We start from the raw sequence: 19,260 nt of genomic DNA, 5'->3' as shown, positions 1-19,260 counted from the left end.
TGATTTATACTCTGTGATCAAAAAAGGCTGAAATATTAATTTGGTGCAATTAGGTTTTTAGAACCGAATCTGCTCTTCAGGCTTTTCCATCTCGATTGTGTATTTAGTTCCGGATTCTCTTTCGATTGAAATTTCACCTTTCAGCTGCCTTGTAAGTCCTTTTATCAGGCTTAAGCCAATACCCTTTGACGCATATAATGTCTCTTCATCAGGTATTCCTGTTCCGTTATCTCTGAATTCAAGTATTATATTCCCGTTATCTTTTTTCCGGAGTTTTACAGTAATATTGCCTTCGGATTTACCTTTAAATGCATGTTTTACTGCGTTTGAGGTCATTTCGTTGATCAAAAGACCATATGGGACTGCATGATCAAGATCAAAGAAAATATCGTCAAGAATGAAATCCACATTGATCCTGAGAAAACCTTTCTTGCCTGACAGTGTCTCAAGTACAAGTGAACGTGTATAATCCGCGATATTTATCCTTGAGAAGTTTCCTGAGTCATACATTATTTCATGTACAAGGGCCATTGAGTTGACCCTTGATTCGGACTCTCTAAAGAGGCTTAGGATATATTCATCTGATATATTGCCTGACTGAAGTTCCAAAAGGCTGTTTATTACCTGAAGATTATTTTTTACCCTGTGATGCACTTCCTTTAAAAGAGCGTTTTTCTCATGAAGTGAGGACTGGAGATCTTTTTTGGACTTAAGTTCATTTGTTATGTCCTCCCCTGTTATCAAAAAGCCGGATATATCCGAGTTTTCATCTCTCAGGATAACTGAACTGAAATTTATATCCCTTATTGTTCCAGTTTTTGTCTTTACTTTGCACTGGAAATAACGGGGTTCATCCCTGTCCGAATCAATGTCAAATAAAAGAAGTGCTCTCACAAAATTCCTGTTATTTTCTGTCAGAATAAGATCGTAAAAGTTGTAACCGGCTGATTCAGAGTTTGAATAGCCAAGAGCCTCCTCTGCCCTGTGATTAAATTTTATTATATCTCCTTTTTTAGTCACTGCTATGAATATAACGGATGCAAAATCGAAATATTTCCTGGCCCTGTCCCTTTCCATTGTGACAATTTTACGGCTTTCATTTACCTCATCTATGTTTTTCCTCAGATTTGCAACCATATCGTTTATGCTTTCTTCAAGATTTTTGAACTCCCTGTTTGGTGTATTTTTAATTTTATGATCCAGATCCCCTTTTGATATCTTCTCTATGTCCTTTACTATGTCTTTTACCTCGTCTCCAAAATGCTGTGATATCAGAAAAGCCGAGCCAAAACATATCATTACTGCAAAAATTCCTATTCCGACATATTGAAGGAAGATGTCGGAGAGCATCTCGCTCATAGGGCCGGTGGTCAGGTCAAGCTTCACCACAAGACTGTTGTCTGAACCATAATCTTCACTTTTAAGGGGTATATATAGATATCTGGTTAATTTTCCGGTTTTTTCATCTGTTATATCGACAGATGTTTCTTTTTCAAATATTGAACTGAGAAAAGCTTCAAACCGGCTATCTGCCTTAAAATTTTTGTTCCCTACCTCGTGGAATATACTGTTATATATTTTAATATCAGTGACATACGGATTTTTTTCCGTCACTCTTTCGATATGATCTGAATATTTCAGTTCTTTCCTGAGTTTGTCGAATTCCTCGTCAAAAAGGCTGATTTCAAGGATGTATCTGTTATCCGGAGTCCCCAAGTATCCAAATTTTTTTACCATCCCGGTTTCAATTTCAGTAAGTGCCCTTTCAGCGAAAAAATCATTTGAAAACCGTATCTTTTCAAGATAATCAATATAATAGGCAGCAAATTTTTTGAAGTCAAGTCCTATGCTTGTCGGATTTGTTGACTCTTCGATCACATAACTTGAATTGATTATATATAATGTCACATCCTCTCCCGTTGCCGATTTTACAGATTCAAGATCCATTTTGGCAGGATCTCTTCCGCTTTTTTCGTATTCCTCAAGGAATGGGATAAAGCATCTTTCAAGTCTGTTGTTCAGGGAGGTATCGTATATCTCAAGTCCTTTGTTGATAATCCCGATGTCATCGCTTATTTTGGATGTTAACTCATTCTGACTTTCCTCTGCCTGGGCGATCACAAGATCGCTTGCCGAGATAAAGCCGTAAAAAACAGATGATATGATTATTATTAGAGAAATCAGGAAAATTACGATAAAAAGATAGTTTTTGTATGAAAATTGGTTTTTATGATTATCCTGATTTTTATCCATCGCTATCAGTTCATCCTGTAATATTATTAGGAAAAGATATTTGGAATAAATTATTTTTTAATTAATCTTGACTTTATATCATAATTTAAGTTTTCTAAAAAAGGTTGATTTTATTTCAACTGCACCTGAGTAGTAAAAAGTAATAATATCACTGTAAAACTTTCTGACATCAGGAACAACAATCGCAAGTCCCCCTCCTGTGATTACAATTCCAAGTATTGTGAATATGATTCTCCCGATTACGTTGTGCGCCCAGTAGAAGCTCTCAAAACCCGGATATCCGTTTGATGCAATGTCAAGGAAGTAAGGAAACCACTGTTCCGAGTATGCTACAACGACAAAAACAAGACGGGAGAGGTTGAGTACCGCAAGAGTCGCTATGGTAAAGACACATGCAATAATTTTCTGAAATTTGGAGCTTTCAACGCCCATTGCAACACCAAGCATAATTGCGGTGCCTACAACCGGCGTGCAGGAGAGGGTTATCACGACTATGTAGCCGTTGCTAAGTATCGTATCCCACTGTGAAACAGATGCCGGATGTCCTATTGCAAGCAGCGCAGAGACGGTGTTTTCAACCTGTGTTTCAATAAGCCAGGTTGCAAGCGGTTCCCATAATGCTACTGCAGCATATATCAAAAATGCAATTGCGGCAACAGAACTTATGTTAAGGGCGGTTCTGTCATTTTTAAGGCATCCCTTAACTGTTATGAAAAGCAGGGGAACCGAGATTACCGCTGCTGCCGGATATACAAACTCATTTTCAAATATGTAATGAAATGACATTGAAAAGAAAACCACTGCAAGAAATATCCAGCCTCCAGCGGCAAAAATACCACGGAATCCGGTTGGAGCAACAGAGAGTGCAAACAATATGAGCGAGAGCAACAGCAGGATTTCAGCCATAAATGTTGGTTAAACTGCGACTTTACCATTCATAAAGAGTGTGGTTTAAAATCACCCTCTCAAATATTCCGGTTATAAAAATTTGTGAAGAAACTGATCTCTTCAGGGATTGTTTTTACCAGCCATCTGTCTAAGCTCACCGATGTATAAGGAGAGGGTTTTTGCCATGAAGTCCTTTATTCCCGGGTTAATCAGAATTAAGGTATATATGACGATTATTATTGTAATAAGCGATATCCCGAACTCCGATATTATATTATGTGCCCAGAAAAAACTTTCATAACCGTAATTCCCGTTTGATGCAATTTCCGGGAAGTACGGAAACCACTGTTCCGTGTAGGTTATGATTACAAACAGGCTCCTGAAAAGATTCATGATAACTATTACCGGCACTACCACTGCAATGGAGAGGGCCTTCTGCCTTGTTGTCGAAGGTATTGCAAAGGTCAGTCCGAGCATTATTGCAATTGCCTGAATGCCTGTGCATGCAAGAATTATTTCAACCTGGAATATGTCGTGAAGGAACATATCCGGAGCAGACATGGTGTAAGTGAATCCTATTGAGTCAAGGATGAAACTTATAACTTCGACGTTTGCAAAAATAAGCAGGTTTCCAATCTGTTCCACGTATGCAAAGGGAGCAAATATCAGGAATGCCACTGCAGTCCCTTTTGTGACAGCAAGAACGGTTTCATTTTCCTTTAAAATATTTCTTGCCGTAATCAAAAGAAGAGGAATTGAAATCAGCGCCAATGCGGGGTACGCTATATTGTTTTCATATATGTATTTTGGAAAATTTGCAAATACGGAAGCCAGAAGGCATGACCATGCAATTATTGCAAAATAATTTCTAGTTTTTATCGGCAACAGAAAAATTACAAAGCATATGAATGAAACTGTTGCTAGTATTGCCTCCATAATGAAATATCTCTTTACTGATCTGATTTTATACGGCAAAAATACTTACTGTGGTGTCAGCAAAAGCGGCTGACAAATTAAATTAACACCGCATCTGGACTGTTTTTAATAATTATGACGGCAAAAACAGATTATTGACTCTGGTTCGTAAGATTGAACATTCATCCGGTGCAGTATTGCCTATCATTAAGAGTAACAATTAATTAGTTTGAATCCCAAAGACTAACAAAATCAGGGAAATTTATGTCAAGACAGATAGAAGAGAGCAAAAGAGAGCTGTCCAGAGTGATGGAACTTCTAAAGGACGAACCAAGAGGTCTTAGTATCACTGATATCTCCAGGCTTCTTAATATGAACAGGAATTCAGTATCAAAATATCTGAATATGCTGCTGATTTCCGGTCATGTTGATATGAGGAGCATAGGGGTTGCAAAGGTGTATTTCCTCTCGCACCGTGTCCCCATATCAGCGATGCTTGACTTCTCTTCGGATGCGATTGTCGTTCTCGGAGGTGATCAGAGGATTGTTCAGGCAAATGACAATTTTCTGGCTTTCACGGGTTACGAACGCGAGGAACTTGCAGGCAAATGACAATTTTCTGGCTTTCACGGGTTACGAACGCGAGGAACTTGCAGGCATGCGTCTGCCCGACTCCTCCCTTCCGGTAGTGACCAATGTATCAGTATTAAAGGCTATAAACGAGCTTTTCAGGGGGGAAGGCGAGGCAAAAGAGATAGAATGGGAAGATGAAAGCGGTGAGTGCTTCTTTTTGGTCAAACTCATTCCGACGGTATTTGACGATGGAAGTCCGGGGATGACAATTATTCTTGAGGATGTAACGGAGGTCAGAAAGGCCCTTCGTGAAAAAGAGCGTCTGATCGATGAGATTCACCTGCGTATCAGGAACAATCTTCAGCAGATCTCAAGCCTTATTAATATACAGTCCGCCGGTGTCGCGGATGAACAGGTGAAAAACATTTTGTCAGAGGCACAAAGGCGTATTATGGCGCTTTCGCTTGTTCACGAGAATATGCACCATGAAGATCAGCAGCACATATCGGCAAATGAATATATCGTGAGTCTTGCCGGTGACCTGAGAACCTCGATGTCTGTCCCTGATGATATCACGGTTTTGGTACATGCCGGCAAAGTCCTTATTCCTATTGAGACTGCGATTCCTTTCGGACTTTTGCTAAATGAGCTTTTGTCAAACGCTTTTTCTCACTCCTTTGCAGATGGAAGAAGCGGCAGTGTCTCCATAACTGTTGAGGAGACATCTAAGAATTTAATAAAGCTTATTGTTGAAGATGACGGCATCGGCCTTCCAAAAGATTTTGATCTTGAGAAGACGGACTCGCTTGGGATCAGTATGGTCAGAAATCTTGTAGAGAGACAGATGTCAGGCACTATTGAGGCTGTATCTGACGGCGGAGCAAAATTCATCATTAACTTTAATTCAGAATCTGAAAGGAGTGTGAGAAAGTGATTAAGGGTCTTAAGATACTCATTGTTGAAGACGATGCCATAATTTCAATGGACATCGAACAGAGGGTAAACAGGCTTGGATGCAGGGTCACCGGAGTTCTGGACAGGGGCGATAAGGTATTTTCAAATGTTGCCGGAGAAAGACCGGACATTGTTCTGATGGATATTAATATTAAGGGAGATATGGACGGTGTTTCAGTGGCAGAGAGGCTTTTGGAGGATTATGGTCTCCGTGTCATTTACATAACAGCATATTCTGATATGAGTATGAGGGAGAGAGCCCTTAAGACAGATCCACTTGGGTATCTTGTAAAGCCTATAAGGGAGTCGGAGCTTATCGAAATGCTTGAGTACGCTGCCGGGAAGCTGAACGGAATATAATATTTTTTTTAATTTCAAAGAATTATCAAAAAAATTCCAAAACCACAAAAACAATTAATCCTTAATTACCACTAATTAGATTACAATGATCAGGGTTGGCCTTCTTGGTTGCGGTAACGTTGCAGAAGTAATAGCAAAAGATAAATCCGGCATAAATATTGTTGCACTTCACGATGCGGTACGCGAAAGGGCAGAGCACCTGTCTGAAATAACAGGCGCCCCTGCATACGACAGTTTTGAAGAATTCATCCGGCAGGATATTGACATAGTGGTTGAGGCTGCGTCTGTTTTTGCGGTAACGGCACATGCAGAGGAGATCTTAAAAGCCGGAAAGGACATTGTAATACTCTCAGTCGGAGCACTTGCGGAAAAGGAATTCAGAGACCACCTGATTTCAGTTGCCGAGAAAGAGGGGAGAAAGATAAGAATCCCGAGCGGTGCCATAATGGGACTTGATAATCTGAAAATAGGACAGATATCAGGGATTACAAAGCTGCTTTTGAGAACCACAAAAAATCCGAGATCTCTTAGAATCAACACGGGGGAAAGAGTACTTCTCTTCTCGGGAAGAGCTGACGATTGCATTAGACAGTACCCAAAAAACATAAATGTTGCGGTAGCACTCGAACTGGCATCAGGGCATGAGGTGGAAGTCGAACTCTGGGCTGACCCGGCAGTTGACAGAAACATGCACGAAATTTTTGTGGAAGGGGAATTTGGAGACTTCTATCTTAAAATTAAAAATAATCCGTGTCCCGAAAATCCTGCAACAAGTTACCTCGCAGCCCTCTCAATAATAACGCTTCTGAACAATCTTGAAAAAGCGATAATAATCGGAACATGAAATATAGCGATAATCATGACTCTCACTGAAGAAATTCTCAGATTAAAAAAGGAAAAAAATGCAGTAATCCTTGCGCACAATTACCAGCCTGAAGAGATCCAGAGGCTTGCAGACTATACCGGAGACAGTCTTGAACTGGCAATACGTGCAAAAGATGCAAAGGAGGATATAATTGTATTCTGCGGTGTTTTGTTTATGGCAGAAACCGCTAAAATACTAAACCCTGGAAAAAAAGTAATTCTCCCGGTAAAAGAAGCCGGATGTCCCCTTGCAGATTACCTGACCCCTGAAATGGTAATTGACGCCAGGAAAAAATATCCAGGTGCACAGGTTGTTTTGTATGTCAATTCAAGCGCCGAGTCAAAGGCAGAGGCAGATATAACCTGCACCTCGGCAAATGCGGTGTCTGTTGTTGCCTCACTTGAATCGGATACAATCCTGTTCGGGCCTGACTCAAACCTTGCATCATGGGTGCAGGAGCAGATTCCTGATAAGAAGATAATACCCCTGCCAAAAGGCGGCCACTGTCCGGTACACCAGGCGTTCACGGAAGAGATGGCTGAAAAATTCAGGGGAGAAGGATACATGACGGTCTGCCACCCTGAATGCCCGAAGGCTGTCAGAGACAGATGCGACCTTGTTGCTTCAACCGGCGGAATGGTAAAAAATGCATTTAAATCGGACAAATGGATTGTTTTAACAGAAAAGGACATGGTTTACCGTCTCAAAACCGAGTTCCCTCTAAAGGAGTTCAAAGGCTTCGAAACAGCTGTCTGTGAAGATATGAAGCTGATAACTCCAAAAATCCTGAAAAAAGCTCTTCTGGATGAAAAACCGGAGATAACCCTGCCTGAAGATATTATGAAAAGGGCCGGAAAAGCTATTGAAAAAATGATTGCATTAAGCAGGTGAAAGTTCGGCCATGGCAATGCATGAAAAACTTCTCAGTTTCCTCGAAGAAGACATCTCCGGAGGGGACATAACATCAGAAGCCGTAGTTCCGGATGTGATTGCCTCGGCTGTAATAGTTGCAAAGGAGACAGGCATAATTGCGGGACTAAAGGAGGCAAAAATTCTCTTTGAGTATTTTGGTCTCTCTGTAAAGATCCCTGTAAGTGACGGCAGTCCCGTAAAACAGGGTGATGTGGTGATGGAAATCTTGGGAAAGGCAGCGGCTATCCTGACTGTCGAGAGAACGGCATTAAATATCATCGGAAGGATGAGCGGGATTGCAACAAAAACCAGGAAATTAAGTCTTGCAGTTTCAAAACAAAATCCTGATGTTAAAATTGCCGGTACCAGAAAGACAGCACCCGGACTCAGGGAATTTGACAAAAAGGCAATAATTCTCGGCGGCGGCGATCCGCACCGGTATAACCTCTCAGACGGGTATTTAATAAAAGACAATCATCTCATGCTCTGTCCGTTAAAAGAGGCAATAAAAAAGGCACGTGAATATACAAAATACAAAAAAATTGAAGTTGAGGTTGAGAGCGTAAAAGATGCCATGACGGCCGCCGATGCCGGGGCTGATATCATAATGTTTGACAACATGGCGCCTGAAAGTATATCAGAGGCATTAGAGGAGCTAAAAGGTATGGGCGTCAGGGATTTCTTAACAGTTGAGGTCTCCGGAGGAATAACTGAAGAGAATATCCTTTCATATGCCGGATTAGGAATTGATATAATCAGCCTCGGGGCGTTAACCCACTCTGTTAGAAATTTTGACGTGTCTCTGGATATGAAACCCGGCCTTCAGAAAGTCAAAATAAATATCTGAAAAATATTTTTTTTAAATTTTTTAATGTACGAGAGAAATTATTCCCAGGGTTTTTCCCTGACTGACTGAAGTGCAAGGCGTATAAGCCCTAAGTTTGCGTTTGTTTCTGCAAGTACACAGATGAAAAGATCTTTTATTGGCGATATGATCAGTTTTCCCTCAGGAGTTTCGATAATGAGCTGTGAAAGTCTGCCCATTACCAGATCATCAGTAATCTGCTTTCCTGCACGGACAAGATCCTCTGCGACTGCGGCAATCTGATCAAAATCAGCCTCTCCGGCAGACATCAGGGCAAAACCCTCATAAAAAACCGATACCGCCTTAACTCCCGGCTGTTTTTTGAGTCCTTCGAGTGTTTTGGGTGACAGGGCGCCTTCCCCGTCTGTCTTTCTGCTCTTTTTTTCTTCAGGTTTTTCGGGAATTAAATAGTCAGGAGGCAGGAGCTTTTTTGCCTCATCAATCTGTTCCTTGGTATATCTAAAAAGTCTGCACCCGATAATGTCCCTCGTGCCGAGTTTCTGGTATGCCTGATCACCTTTGACTTTCAGATCCCCTGCAGAATAGGATGAAGCGACTGGTCTGCCCTTTTCCGCAATTAAAAAGGACTCTACGTTTTCAATGTCTGTTAGTATAATTCCGGAAAAATCCGGACTGAGTGTTAAAATCTGAGAAAGTGATGCCTGCATTGCTGCAACAGGCTCTCCATCGGGCAGTTTGGGTATCATAAGGCGGCGATAATTCTTTCCCTGTTTTTCTTTAGTTCATATCTGATACGGCCGACGTTTACGCTTCTGTCAGCAACGATTGCAATGAGTTCATCCTCTGAAAGAGGTGAGATCAGGATCGGCCCTTCTTCGAGCTCTACGATTACCTGCTGCATCTCAACCTTTCCAAGCTCCCTGCTCATCGCCTCTGATGTTCCAAGCCCGGTTGATGCCATTGCTCCGAGTGCCTCTATATCCACATCCCCTGAGACCGAGGCACTCTCGATTACAAACCCGTCACGGCCGGCAATAACAACGGCCGTAACCCCGTCGAGCTGAAGAAATTCACTCAGAATTTGTTTTAACATGTTCCTAAAACCTCCTTTCTTTTTTTTAGATTATATTTCTGTTGCGACAGAACTCGATATTGAGCGGCATTTTCCCGATTGCATGGGTTGCGCATGATATACATGGATCATACGCCCTTATCACCATCTCTATCTTGTTTGCGGCACTTTCACTGAGATTTCCGTTTTCAACGACTTTTCCTGCGACATCCTCTACCCCCCTGTCCATTCCGTAATTGTTCTGGCATGTTGCAACGATAAGGTTGCATTTTGTTATAAATCCGTTTTCATCAACAGAATAGTCGTGAATAAGAGTTCCGCGCGGAGCTTCGATGATGCCGACACCTCTTTCGTTTACCACTCCCTCTGCCGGAGTCCTTGTATCAGTCCCGCAGATTGAAGGATCAGCGAGAAGGGAGACTGCCCTCTCGCAGCATGAGAGAAATTCCAGATACCTTGCAGGATTGTATGCAAGAGTTGCCTGGGTGAACCGGCCGAATGTTTCCCTGTATTCATCAAGTCCCGAATCGGCCTCGGGCGTTCCCATCTCTTCTGCAATATTGAGCCTTGCAAGCGGGCCGACACGGTAATATTCGCCGTTATAAAGCCTCGTAAACTTGAGATATGACCAGTCTTCAGAGTATTCGTTGAGGTAATCTGGGTATTCTACTCCTGAAAAAGATCCCGTTTTAACATTCTCCTTTGAGAGAATGCTGACATCCCCGTCGTAAACTGAAAAACGCCCGTTCTTTTCAATTCCCATGAATGCCGTCTCAACTGCTCCGAAATCAGTGTCAGTATTATTCATTATGCCTCTTGCAACAGACCAGCCCTCCCTTGCAATATCAAGGGTTGGCCTTGCCATTTCAAGGAGTTCCGCTCTTTTCTGCTCCGTGAGGCTGTTTGAGATTCCTCCCGGTATACATGTTGTCGGGTGAATCGGTTTTCCGCCAAGTGCTTCTGTCAGGCGCTGCCCGAATTTTCTTGCGGAAATGGCTTTTTTTGCAAGGTCCGGAGATTTTTTAACAAGACCCACAATGTTTCTCTCCTCTGCCGGAGCATCGTGGCCTATTAAAAAGTCAGGTGATGCAAGCATGAAGAAGTGAAGCGAGTGGGAGTGTATGAACTGCCCGAGCATCATAAGTTCCCTGAGCTTTTTTCCGGTATCTGTAGGCTCTGCGCCGAAGATCTGATCACATGCCTTTGCAGCGGCGATATGGTGCGATGTCGGGCATATGCCACAGATGCGTGGTGTAATCCTCGGTGCTTCCTCAACGGCGGAACCGATTAAAAACTTCTCAAATCCCCTCAGCTCGACAACCTGAAAATGTGCTGACTCTACATTGTCATTGTCATCAAGATTGATTCTGACTTTTGCATGGCCTTCAATTCTTGTGACCGGGTTTATGGTAATCTCTTTCACCGTGATCTCTCCTGTACAAGATCACGAATCTTTGAATTCTCCTTATCCTCCATAATCAGACTCCCTATGGTGAACGGATACATGGTGTGGGAAACATCGTAGAGTTCCTTTTCAATCTCCTTTTCCGGTCTGTCCGTTAAATCCGAGATTCTTCTGACCATCATATTGTAAAGATCGCGGCACGGCTCTCTTAATATGTCAAGTGAAGGTCCGTTGCACCCGTGACACGGGATATTGTTCTTCGGGCATGCTGCATTGCATCTCCCGAAAGTCACAGGGCCGAGACAGAGATAACCCTGACCCAGAAGACAGTGCTCACGGTCAGGTTTTCCCTCGTATCTCCTTTTAAGATGCCACCCTTCAACAGAACCCATCTTCCTGTCGCATTCGGAACAGACCGATTTTCTGGAAAGTTCGGCTATATCACCCTTTAATAGGGCGGGAATTATCTGTTTTAAGTACTGCTCTTTTGGCGGACATCCTGTGATGTAATAGTCCATCTTTACCAGATCACCAACAGCAAAGGCCCTGTACGTGAAAGGCGGGACATCGGTTGGAATAACGCCGTCCTCTTTTACCGTATCAACGCCTCTGTAAACGGTGTTGAATATCTCCTCATTGCTGCTCAGCATCGAAAGTCCGGAAATACCTCCGTAACAGGCACAGGTTCCGAGAGCCACAAGGGTTTTTGCCTTTTTCCTGATGTTTTTGAGCCTTTCCATGTTCTCCTCGTTTCGGACCGCACCGGTTACAAAGGCGATGTCAATTTCGTCGGGCGGCTCTTTTACATCCATTATAACGGGAGAATAGACGATCTCAGCTTCGTTTAAAATATCAAGAATAACCTCATGCAGGTCGAGAACCGCTATTGTACATCCCGAACATCCTGCAAGCTCTTCAATTGCAATTTTCATCAGGCCTGCCCTCCCTCACTTAAATATCAGTTTTTTCAGGCATGAGTTCGGGCCTGTGTGCATGATCTCAAGCTTTACCCTCATCCCTGTGATCTCCTCAATTGCACCGACCACGTAGCCGCATAATGTCTGGCAGAGTGCTCCTGCCTGTGCCTGGCCGTTTCTCCTGAGCGTCTGCCTTACGATGCAGTCGTGAAATACAAGATAGATGAACCTCTCGCCCTTCTCCTCGATTATGAATGTGCCGCTCCCCTGCGGTTTCCAGACCTCAAAGCTGTACTGCCCCTGGAGAAGGTCGGAGAGTTCGTGAAGTGCCTCTTCAATGTCATCTTTTTTCTGAAAATATCTTGCAATCTCGTGGCCGAACTTTTTTCCTGCCCTGAAGGTTACGGCATTTGCACCACGCCCGGCAATCTCTTCGAGTGAACGGATGATAAGCCCGTTAAGCTTCATAACACCGTGAAGAGTCTCCTCAATCTCCTTTGCAGGCGGGATACAGTTCAGGGGTATATCCTCTGATCTGTACTTTATGTCGGTCGTGAACTTTTCCGAGAGTTCATCAACGTAGCTTGCAGTCAGTTAAATCACCCTGTTGAGCATTTCACAGACACGTATGTCGATATAGTGCCTTTTTGCAGCGTAAATTCCTTTGTGCTCCAGAGCCTGTGCAGGACAGATCTCATGGCAGGAAAGGCATGCCATGCAGTTTTCAGGTCTTTTTGGAAAACTGTGGTTTTCTTTTAATTCAAACACTTTCATCGGGCAGTCTTTTACACAGAGGCCGCATCCGACACATGCATCTTCATCAACGGTAATTTCAATCATAATTCCGGAATCCTGAATATATTAAAGGTGCAGAAAGTCTGATTCGGAAGAAAAATTATTTTGTAATGTTTATTCCGCGTACTGCTTCTGCGAGGACTTCTATTTCATTGTCTGAAAATTCCATCCTTTGTCCCAGTTCATTAACATCTCCGATAAGCTGACGAATTCGAATATGCATAATCCAGATAATAAAAAGAAAGAAAACATTCGAAACAATCAGTGCGATAATGGCAAACTCTTCAGTTGACATCTTTACCTCCCGGGAAAAGTGCTCTCGCAAGACGGTCTATGAAACCCTCTTTTTTACCTGTATTATTCTCCATTTTGTCGTCTTCAGGGTAGTGAACACCTGTAAGTGAACTTGAGATTCTCCTAAACGCACGTGAAGCCTCTGATGTCGGGTACTTTGCAACAACAGGCATTCTGTTTGCAGAGGCACGTCTTACATTTACATCCTCGGGGATCATTCCGATAATCGGAACACTGAGCATATTTTCGATCTGGTCTTTTGTAATTGTGTCATCAACACTGGTGACACGGTTGATTATCGCACCGCGTACTTTTCCGCCTATGAATTCTGTGAGCATCTTTGTCTTGAGTGCATCAACTATTGATGAAAGATCTGGGTTTACAACCAGTATTACCTCATCGGCAATTGCAAGAGGGACAATTCCGTCATGGTTGATCCCTGCCGGAGCATCGATTATCAAAATATCGCACTCGCCGATAAGTTCGCTCATAACATCCCTCAGACGTTCGGGATCTGAATTTTTGAATCCTTCAAGAGAGAGTCCGCTTGGAACAACAGTTACTCCGAATGGCCCGGGGTATGCTGCCTCTTTTACCGATGCCTCTCCTGCAAGAACATCGTGCAGTGTAACAGGCATACCGTCAAGGCCGAGAATTAGGCCGAGATTTGCCATGCCCATATCGGCATCAATGATGTATGTCCGCTTTTTGTGGTAGGCAAGCATTGAGCCGAGATTTGCTGTTACTGTTGTTTTGCCCGTTCCTCCCTTCCCGGAAGCAATTGTAAATACTGTCGTCATTTAAATCATCCCAATCATGAGGATATCATAGATTTTTCCGCAAAATAAAGCTGATATCCCGTTTAATCAGTTCCAAAACCCCTTCAGGCAGTTCTGTATCTGATTTCATTATGCCTATTACGGTGCCTCCCCTGAAAGAAACGCCTGTAAGCCTTGTTTTCGGGTCATCCGGCTGTCTGTTCATATTGTAGAGGTGACTGTATTTTGCCGCATCTTCTTCGGGATGCGTTTTTGTCGAGCTTATGACCAGCCCGTCTGATGTTGCCATTGTAAAAGAGGAGAGGCTGTAAGTATCGGATAAAACCGGCAGATTTTCTTCTATTGTGCCGTGAAGATAGATATCTTCTGGGTTTTTTTCTTTCAGTTTAAAAAATCTGTCTTCTTTTACCGGTGCTACCGGTGCTTTTGCCCTTTCTTCAGGAATATTTGGAATTGCCGTTTTCTCCATCTTTTCAAGCTTTTCAAAAAGCCGCTTTGTGTACAGGAATGTGTTGACGTTTGTGATCAGTACGGCAACAAGAATCACTGCCATTAGTGTGAGAATGGTGTATAAATACAGGAACGGATCTATCGTGCTCATTTGTTTTCCTCTTCTTGTAATTTTTCTTCAATTAGATGTTCAAGATGGATTTTTCTGAGCAGCTCTTTTGCATTTGAGCGGAAGTTATCCTCTATTGACTTTATTTCTTCCAGACTCATCGCAAGTATAAGAGAATCGTCTTTTAAATTATCCGTTTCTTCTGTATCTGATTTCTCCGGCAGTCTTTCAAAAGGCTCTGGAAATTTCGGTTTTAACGGGCTTTCGCGTCTCTGATATGTCTCTGGTGCTGCTTTCTGTACAATGATTTCAGGCTTTATTTTTGTAGAATAGTCAGAAGAGGCCGGTGGTTTGTCTGACTCTTCAGAGGTTTTAAATCCCGGATTAAATTCCATTGAAAGCTTTATCTGGGCCTCTGTATATCCTGACTGTTCTGCTGTAACTGCCCCTTTTGGATTTTTAAGGATCAAAAAAAGAGCTTCATCTCCGGATTTACCCAAAGCTTCAGCTAAGATAACTCTTCCTTTGCTGAAAATCAGTTCTCCTTCAAGATCCCCGAATATGCCTGAGCACAAACCTGAGAACTGTTTTTCCTTTATTTCGGAAAATATCGCTTCGATATTGCCGTCGCGAATAAAACGTTCAAATCTGCCTCTGGGCAGTTGCATATTTCAAATGACTGTAAGAAACATTATTAATGTTCTCATTTATTTTTTTCAAAAATGTTTCCTTGATAATATTATAGGAGGGATTAACGAATCTGTCGTAAATTGACAGATTTCAAAAAAATATTTCGCCGGCCAGTATCTTTTCAATGCAGTCCGATGCTTTTTCTGCACCTCTGATAACCTCGGGGTCAGGAGTGGCAGTATATTCTTTTATGCTCCCTGCTTCGATTCCCAATGTTATAATCTCTGTTTCGGGTATCAGATGCGCGGCGATTTCTATTACTTCAGAAATTCCGGCATCGTGAATGGAAAACTGTGAGGGATTTACAGGTGGTGTCTTTGTAAAGACCAATACATCGCCTTTGTTTTTTCCAATTCCTATCATCGCATCGACAATGATGATCCTGTCATATCCTTCCATATCCGGTATAAGGCCAAGACCACCGGTCCCGCCGTCAATTATATCAAGAGCCGGATTTTTTAAAAGAAGCATCTCCATGACCTTAAGTCCTACGCCGTCATTTCCCATAAGCGGATTTCCGCAGGCGATTATTCGTGTTTTTACCGGTATCATGTGGAACACTTTTTTAAAATTCAGTATTTTGGATATTGCAGGTTTAGTCTTTTATGCCCTTTGTGATATTAAAATACACTGATTTTCAGTTATAATTTACGGGTTTCTAATCATACTTTTCAGAATTTTTTCTGAGCTTTCCGGGATTTACAGCCAGAATCCGGAGATATCTGTCATTTTCAGCCGGATTTTCCGGTCGGAAGAAAGGAAAAGATTTGGATGTATAATCAGATCGCCTTGAACATAATGTTTAACAAAAATCCTGCAATTAATCCAAGTGAGAGTGTGTAAAATGAGACCATAAACGCAATCTTTAATCCCATCTCCCTGTAAAGAACTGCAATTGTCGAGATACACGGAACAAAGAGGACACTGACAATCGCAAATATGTAAAGCTGTACTGCTGTCATCACAGATCCCAAATCCGCTGTTCCGGCAAGTATTGCAAGCGTCTCAAATGCCATTTCCTTTCTGAGAATTCCAAACAATAGTGATGTTGATGCATAATCGGGGAGTCCGAGAACACTTTCCATAACCGGTGCAAGCATATCCTGGAATGCCTGAACAATCCCTGCGTACTGAAGAACCCCCAGGATTACGCTGCTTACCAGAAGAAGAGGCATTGCGATGAACAAAAATTCCTTCATGTGAAGCCAGGCACGTGAAAGAGTCTGCTTTGGTTTTGGTCTTCTTAACGGAGACATCTCAAGTATCATCCCGAACTGATCACCGGGAGTAATCCTTGTCAGAACAAGTCCTGTCAGAATAATTAGAACAAATATTATCAGATATACTGAGAAAGCGGCAGGTATTCCGACAAATACCGCCACAATCCCTGCAATTATGACTGTGCGTGCCGAGCAGGGCACCATTGTGATTAAAAATGAGGCGATTATTTTCTCTCTTTTTGTAAGCTGTCTGATGCTCATAATTGCAGGAACATTGCATCCGAATCCCAGAACCATCGGAATTAATGCCTGTCCGTGCATTCCCACCCTGTGCATGGCACGGTCTGCAAGAAAGGCTGCTCTTGTCATATACCCCGAGTCCTCAAGTATTGATACCAGAATATAGAAGGTGAAGACGAACGGAAACGCAATCCCAAGTCCTGCCTGAAGTGCGATTAAAACCGAGAACGCGATCTCCTCCCAGAAAGGAGACAGACCAAGAGAGAACATTGGGTTTATCAGCAAATTGTCAAAAAGTTCTACAATAATCTCCTCAAGAAACGATCCAATAAAGAATACGCAGAGAAGTGTTGAGAGAAGGATGAAAAGCATCAGGGGGATGCCCGGAAAAGAGCGGGTCAAAAGTCTGTCGATTCCGAAAGAGAATTCGTTTTTACCTGTTTTTGTCACCTCTGATGCAAGCTTTTCAGCCTCATTGTGGAGGTTTGCGGCAAGTATCTGGTGAACAGACATCCTGTGATGCTCCTCTATTTCATCAGAGATTGTTGCTGCTGTTTCAATAAGTTCAGGGTCATCGCCGATTCCCTGCAGTGCAAGCAGTGCATCTCTCCTTTCGCAGTTGCTGAGCTTTACAAGGCTTCGCACTCCCGCTTCAATGCTTCGGTTATAAGGGATTTTGTGTGAAATAAGGCTTGAATTTTGAATAGCTTCGGGGATAATTTTCTCTATGTTTTTCCCTTCTGAAGCTGCGGTCTCAATTACAGGGCACCCGAGTATTTCCGAGAGTTTTTGAGAGTCAATTATGATCCCCTGTTTTTCCGCCTCGTCCATCATGTTTATGACGACTATTGCGGGAATACGGTACTCGGATACTGAGAGGAGAAGATAGAAGTTTCTCTCAAGATGCTTTGCATCCAGGACAATTATAAGAGTGTCAATCTCTTTTTTGATAAGGCACTGGCGGACTTCCGTCTCCTCCTCAGAGACTCCGTCAAGTGAATAAATCCCCGGGAAGTCAACTATCTCAAATCTTTCGTTTTGGTAGCAGACGCTACCTGAGTACATGCCGATAGTAGTGCCGGGAAAGTTTGATATCTCAACTCCGATTCCTGTCAGCTGGTTGAATATGAGCGATTTGCCTACGTTTGGGTTTCCTATCAATCCGAATTTCATAAAAACGAAAACCTGAATATTATTTCTCTTTACTGACAAAGACCGACTTTGCAATCTCGGGGCTGAGTGCAACCTCACAGCCTTTAATTATTACAACCATCGATCCGTTGGCAAGCTTCCTTGTGATTTTTATCTTTTCATCAGGTATTACACCCAGATCATTCAGCCTGTTTGTCCTCCTGTAACCCCCCATTGTGCAGAGCACTTTTACGATATCCTCCTCGGCAAAGTCTGTGAGCGGATGCATGTCGCATGAATCCCTCTCCTCAAAACCTCCGTGAAATCTGTGTCTGCACGGGCCCGGACGGTTAAGATAATTCTTAAGCCTCTTTATTGTATCTTCTGAGGCACTGTGTTCAAGTTCGCAGGCCTCCTTTGAGGCTGTTTCCGGCTCGACTCCGAGCATTTCTGTCAGGAAACACTCGAGAACCCTGTGCTTTTTTATGATACAGTTGCCGGTTTTTATTCCTTCGGGTGTTAAATTAAGACTTCCGTCAGCTTTGATTGTCAGGAATCCCATCTCTTCAAGAGAGTGGAGATCATCTGTTATCTCCTCCTCCCCTTTATTAAGGGCCGCCGCCAGATTCCTGACAGATTCCACTGAAAGTGAATCAAACGAGTTGTTTATTATAGCTTCAAGGTAATCTTCGTATTCAGACTGTTGCATAAATCATCAGATTTTCAATCTTTGAAAACAAAAATATTGGTATTGTTAGGAAAAAATCTAAAAACCTAAACAAATCATTAATAACACTAAAAAGGGCGTGTGAATAATAGACATTTTTTCAAGAATTTTTAAAAGGGGCAGGGCTGAAAGTGAAAGCAGGGGTCAAGAGGAGCTTTTTTGTCTGCTTCAGGATACAGCGGAAGCAGGGACGGGTGAAGAGTGTGAGATCCTTTCCAGGTATTCCGAGAGGATACATGACATTACAATTCTCTGCACCGTTCTATCGCAGGCAAGAACCAAAAATGAAATGATTGATCTTATCGGAAACGAGATTGAGAAATACCCGCTAAAATGCTTTAACGAAATGATGGAAAATTTCAGGGAAAAAACTGTTCATATTGATGAAAGATACAGAGAAAAGCTCCTTGAAAAAGTCGGTGAACAGATATTTGACACGTACCATGAGCTTATGCTTCTTCACAGGGAGAGAAAATACAATGATTTCCTAAAAGCACCCGATAAGAAATCTTCTCAATACTGGAAGATGGTGCTTATGGCATGCAGGGGGAAGGCATGTGAAAAAGATCCTCTCCATCTTTATCTGAAATACCTTCTTGCAGGTTTTACGATGTTTGTTCTTGAAAAACCCGCCCACCCTGCTGGAACCCCGTTCCCCGGAGGAAGCAGTGTTGAGGAGGATTACGGCGAATATTTCTGTCCTGTAAGGGACAAGGCCGATGATGTTTTGTATTCACTCTGTCCTTTCTGCCCTGCAAAACAGTCGAGTGAGTATATGCTCAGCTACTCAAAAAATCACCGGAAGAGAAAGGAAAAAGAAGGGCATATCCAGAATTATTTTACCAATTTCAAGGGATAAAAGATATTTCCTTCTCATATCTTCTT

General features: G+C 42.6%; 23 protein-coding genes. 7 read left to right on the top strand and 16 right to left on the bottom strand.

Going from position 1 to position 19,260, the window contains the following annotated elements:
• Positions 1-57: 57 nt before the first annotated feature.
• The 3 genes from F1737_RS11060 to artA (F1737_RS11050) all read right to left on the bottom strand — a co-directional run bounded on the left by F1737_RS11060 (position 58) and on the right by artA (F1737_RS11050) (position 4,077).
• On the bottom strand, positions 58-2,253 hold the full coding sequence (locus tag F1737_RS11060) for a histidine kinase dimerization/phosphoacceptor domain -containing protein (RefSeq protein WP_317136638.1): 2,196 nt from the start codon (positions 2,251-2,253) through the stop codon (positions 58-60).
• 78 nt (positions 2,254-2,331) lie between these two features.
• On the bottom strand, positions 2,332-3,159 hold the full coding sequence (gene artA / locus F1737_RS11055; protein ID WP_317136637.1) for an archaeosortase A: 828 nt from the start codon (positions 3,157-3,159) through the stop codon (positions 2,332-2,334).
• A gap of 102 nt (positions 3,160-3,261) precedes the next feature.
• Entirely contained in the window at positions 3,262-4,077 is an 816-nt protein-coding gene (artA, locus tag F1737_RS11050; RefSeq protein WP_317136636.1) for an archaeosortase A, read from the bottom strand.
• Positions 4,078-4,320: 243 nt separating this feature from the next.
• On the opposite strand from artA (F1737_RS11050), the gene F1737_RS11045 reads away from it, so the two are divergent.
• The 6 genes from F1737_RS11045 (at position 4,321) to nadC (ending at position 8,567) form a co-directional block, all read left to right on the top strand.
• Complete coding sequence (locus F1737_RS11045; RefSeq protein ID WP_317136635.1) at positions 4,321-4,668, top strand: helix-turn-helix domain-containing protein; 348 nt, start codon at positions 4,321-4,323, stop codon at positions 4,666-4,668.
• The gene (locus tag F1737_RS11040; protein ID WP_317136634.1) at positions 4,655-5,563 is read left to right on the top strand and encodes a sensor histidine kinase; all 909 of its coding nucleotides are present in this window, start codon (positions 4,655-4,657) and stop codon (positions 5,561-5,563) included. The genes F1737_RS11045 and F1737_RS11040 overlap by 14 nt, the downstream gene beginning before the upstream one ends.
• Entirely contained in the window at positions 5,560-5,943 is a 384-nt protein-coding gene (locus F1737_RS11035) for a response regulator (RefSeq protein WP_317136633.1), read from the top strand. Before F1737_RS11040 ends, F1737_RS11035 begins: the two co-directional genes overlap by 4 nt.
• Before the next feature lie 85 nt (positions 5,944-6,028).
• The gene (nadX, locus tag F1737_RS11030) at positions 6,029-6,787 is read left to right on the top strand and encodes an aspartate dehydrogenase (protein ID WP_317136632.1); all 759 of its coding nucleotides are present in this window, start codon (positions 6,029-6,031) and stop codon (positions 6,785-6,787) included.
• 15 nt (positions 6,788-6,802) lie between these two features.
• Entirely contained in the window at positions 6,803-7,699 is an 897-nt protein-coding gene (gene nadA / locus F1737_RS11025) for a quinolinate synthase NadA (RefSeq protein WP_317136631.1), read from the top strand.
• 10 nt (positions 7,700-7,709) lie between these two features.
• The gene (nadC, locus tag F1737_RS11020) at positions 7,710-8,567 is read left to right on the top strand and encodes a carboxylating nicotinate-nucleotide diphosphorylase (RefSeq protein WP_317136630.1); all 858 of its coding nucleotides are present in this window, start codon (positions 7,710-7,712) and stop codon (positions 8,565-8,567) included.
• A gap of 38 nt (positions 8,568-8,605) precedes the next feature.
• Here the strand turns inward: nadC and F1737_RS11015 are convergent, their stop codons facing one another.
• From F1737_RS11015 to F1737_RS10955, 13 genes are all read right to left on the bottom strand, one after another.
• The gene (locus tag F1737_RS11015; RefSeq protein ID WP_317136629.1) at positions 8,606-9,292 is read right to left on the bottom strand and encodes a roadblock/LC7 domain-containing protein; all 687 of its coding nucleotides are present in this window, start codon (positions 9,290-9,292) and stop codon (positions 8,606-8,608) included.
• Positions 9,289-9,639 carry a roadblock/LC7 domain-containing protein gene (locus F1737_RS11010; protein WP_317136628.1) on the bottom strand — a complete coding sequence of 117 codons (351 nt, stop codon included), beginning with the start codon at positions 9,637-9,639 and terminating at the stop codon, positions 9,289-9,291. Before F1737_RS11010 ends, F1737_RS11015 begins: the two co-directional genes overlap by 4 nt.
• A 25-nt stretch (positions 9,640-9,664) precedes the next feature.
• A complete protein-coding gene (locus F1737_RS11005) occupies positions 9,665-11,041 on the bottom strand; it encodes a Ni/Fe hydrogenase subunit alpha (protein WP_317136627.1) in 1,377 nt (458 codons plus the stop codon).
• Positions 11,038-11,955: an NADH-quinone oxidoreductase subunit B family protein gene (locus tag F1737_RS11000; protein WP_317136626.1), complete on the bottom strand. Its 918-nt coding sequence runs from the start codon at positions 11,953-11,955 to the stop codon at positions 11,038-11,040. Before F1737_RS11000 ends, F1737_RS11005 begins: the two co-directional genes overlap by 4 nt.
• A gap of 15 nt (positions 11,956-11,970) precedes the next feature.
• Entirely contained in the window at positions 11,971-12,408 is a 438-nt protein-coding gene (locus tag F1737_RS10995; protein WP_317136625.1) for a hydrocarbon binding protein (contains V4R domain), read from the bottom strand.
• A 126-nt stretch (positions 12,409-12,534) separates the two neighbouring features.
• Entirely contained in the window at positions 12,535-12,780 is a 246-nt protein-coding gene (locus tag F1737_RS10990; RefSeq protein WP_317136624.1) for a 4Fe-4S dicluster domain-containing protein, read from the bottom strand.
• Positions 12,781-12,835: 55 nt separating this feature from the next.
• Positions 12,836-13,030 carry a hypothetical protein gene (locus tag F1737_RS10985; RefSeq protein WP_317136623.1) on the bottom strand — a complete coding sequence of 65 codons (195 nt, stop codon included), beginning with the start codon at positions 13,028-13,030 and terminating at the stop codon, positions 12,836-12,838.
• Complete coding sequence (gene minD / locus F1737_RS10980; protein ID WP_317136622.1) at positions 13,020-13,829, bottom strand: cell division ATPase MinD; 810 nt, start codon at positions 13,827-13,829, stop codon at positions 13,020-13,022. The genes F1737_RS10985 and minD overlap by 11 nt, the downstream gene beginning before the upstream one ends.
• Positions 13,830-13,854: 25 nt before the next feature.
• On the bottom strand, positions 13,855-14,409 hold the full coding sequence (locus F1737_RS10975) for a hypothetical protein (protein ID WP_317136621.1): 555 nt from the start codon (positions 14,407-14,409) through the stop codon (positions 13,855-13,857).
• Positions 14,406-15,035 (bottom strand): hypothetical protein, encoded by a 630-nt coding sequence (locus F1737_RS10970; protein WP_317136620.1) that lies wholly within the window; start codon positions 15,033-15,035, stop codon positions 14,406-14,408. The genes F1737_RS10975 and F1737_RS10970 overlap by 4 nt, the downstream gene beginning before the upstream one ends.
• A gap of 112 nt (positions 15,036-15,147) precedes the next feature.
• The gene (locus tag F1737_RS10965; RefSeq protein ID WP_317136619.1) at positions 15,148-15,609 is read right to left on the bottom strand and encodes a hydrogenase maturation protease; all 462 of its coding nucleotides are present in this window, start codon (positions 15,607-15,609) and stop codon (positions 15,148-15,150) included.
• Positions 15,610-15,836: 227 nt separating this feature from the next.
• Positions 15,837-17,690, bottom strand: coding sequence for a ferrous iron transport protein B (gene feoB, locus F1737_RS10960; RefSeq protein WP_317136618.1), 1,854 nt, complete (start codon positions 17,688-17,690; stop codon positions 15,837-15,839).
• A 19-nt stretch (positions 17,691-17,709) separates the two neighbouring features.
• The gene (locus tag F1737_RS10955) at positions 17,710-18,357 is read right to left on the bottom strand and encodes a metal-dependent transcriptional regulator (protein WP_317136617.1); all 648 of its coding nucleotides are present in this window, start codon (positions 18,355-18,357) and stop codon (positions 17,710-17,712) included.
• Between the two features lie 307 nt (positions 18,358-18,664).
• Here F1737_RS10955 and F1737_RS10950 point away from each other — a divergent pair, with 307 nt between their 5' ends.
• Positions 18,665-19,234, top strand: a complete 570-nt coding sequence (locus F1737_RS10950; RefSeq protein WP_317136616.1) for a DUF2115 family protein — start codon at positions 18,665-18,667, stop codon at positions 19,232-19,234.
• The last annotated feature ends 26 nt before the right edge of the window (positions 19,235-19,260 follow it).

The organism is Methanoplanus sp. FWC-SCC4 (assembly GCF_032878975.1).
Taxonomy (GTDB): Archaea; Halobacteriota; Methanomicrobia; order Methanomicrobiales; family Methanomicrobiaceae; genus Methanochimaera; species Methanochimaera problematica.
The sequence above is the reverse complement of the archived record's forward strand: the minus strand, read 5'-3'. Positions and strand labels throughout refer to the sequence as shown.